A 1066-nucleotide genomic window follows, 5' to 3' on the forward strand; every position below is an offset into this window, starting at 1 on the left:
CAAACACGCAACTTTCCATATACAAACCGTTGTGGTTAATTTGAAAAAATGACAATAGAAGAACTAAAATCGAATATTAAATGGTGGGAATCTAAAAGATGGATTTATAATGTCGCTGTTGGACTTTTCGGAATTTTTGCAGTTTATGACGGCCTTTCAAGAGGAGAATACTCTTGGACTATAGACGACACAATCGGAATTATAATTTGGGGAATTGGAGCAAATATTTTTTACTCATTAGGAACTCTATTAGAATTGTTTGATTGGTACTATCTGAAAAACAAAATTGGACTAAAAAGGTTTCGAATTATATTTTTTACAATCGGACTTTTATTTAGTTGTCTTTGGACTCTATGGTGTGGTTGGCTCTATTTTGCAAAACCTCACTTATGGTAAAAGTGGATAATAATCTGAATTTCGACAACTGAATAAAACACTAAATGAATAAAGAAAATATATTGTTAATGTTGTGGATAATCTTTGGTTTTGTCTTTGTCATTGCTGTAGAATCAATATTATACTTCATTATCCACTTACTTTATTTTGGATTCGCAGAACTTGGAATTTCATATAATGTAATGACTTACGTTTTTCCAATAATAACTTTGATTTTTTATTCGCTAACTGCATTATTTCTTTTAAATAGAATCAAAACAAAATCAATAACAAAAACATCTGGAATTTATCTAACTGAATTTCCAAAGAGACTGCTAATAATTTCGGCTTTAGTTGTTTTTATACTAACACCTTTGACAAACAAATTATCTGGAATGTATGCCGAATCTGCTTCTGAAAACACACTTTTGGAAATGGGAGAATATTTGAGATTTTATGGCTGGTTTAATCTTGGTTTTGCAATTTCTCAAACATTAGTTTTAATAGCAATGGTTGGGTTTTCATTAATAAAACTGAAAGAACTAAATAAAAACTAACCACAACACCGTATATAAAAAATTGCTAGTTTTACCATAAACCAAAGTTTGTTGCTTTGTTTGCTAGCTTCTGATTTTCCTTCGGAAAATCCTCGCACACAAACACGCAACTTTCCATATACAACAACGTTGTA

2 protein-coding genes are annotated in these 1066 nt (G+C 30.4%); both read left to right on the forward strand.

All coding sequences use genetic code 11. The features are described 5' to 3' along the window. Positions 1 to 48: 48 nt before the first annotated feature. Positions 49 to 396 (forward strand): hypothetical protein, encoded by a 348-nt coding sequence (locus Q0857_RS16855; protein WP_167966604.1) that lies wholly within the window; start codon positions 49 to 51, stop codon positions 394 to 396. 44 nt (positions 397 to 440) lie between these two features. Next, positions 441 to 932, forward strand: coding sequence for a hypothetical protein (locus Q0857_RS16860; RefSeq protein WP_298538070.1), 492 nt, complete (start codon positions 441 to 443; stop codon positions 930 to 932). Positions 933 to 1066: the final 134 nt, after the last annotated feature.

It is taken from the genome of uncultured Algibacter sp., from assembly GCF_947495925.1.
GTDB lineage: Bacteria > Bacteroidota > Bacteroidia > Flavobacteriales > Flavobacteriaceae > Algibacter_E.

Coding starts and splice junctions, on each gene's coding strand:
- Q0857_RS16855 (WP_167966604.1), top strand. CDS start 49: ATGACAATAGAAGAACTAAAATCGAATATTAAATGGTGGGAATCTAAA.
- Q0857_RS16860 (WP_298538070.1), top strand. CDS start 441: ATGAATAAAGAAAATATATTGTTAATGTTGTGGATAATCTTTGGTTTT.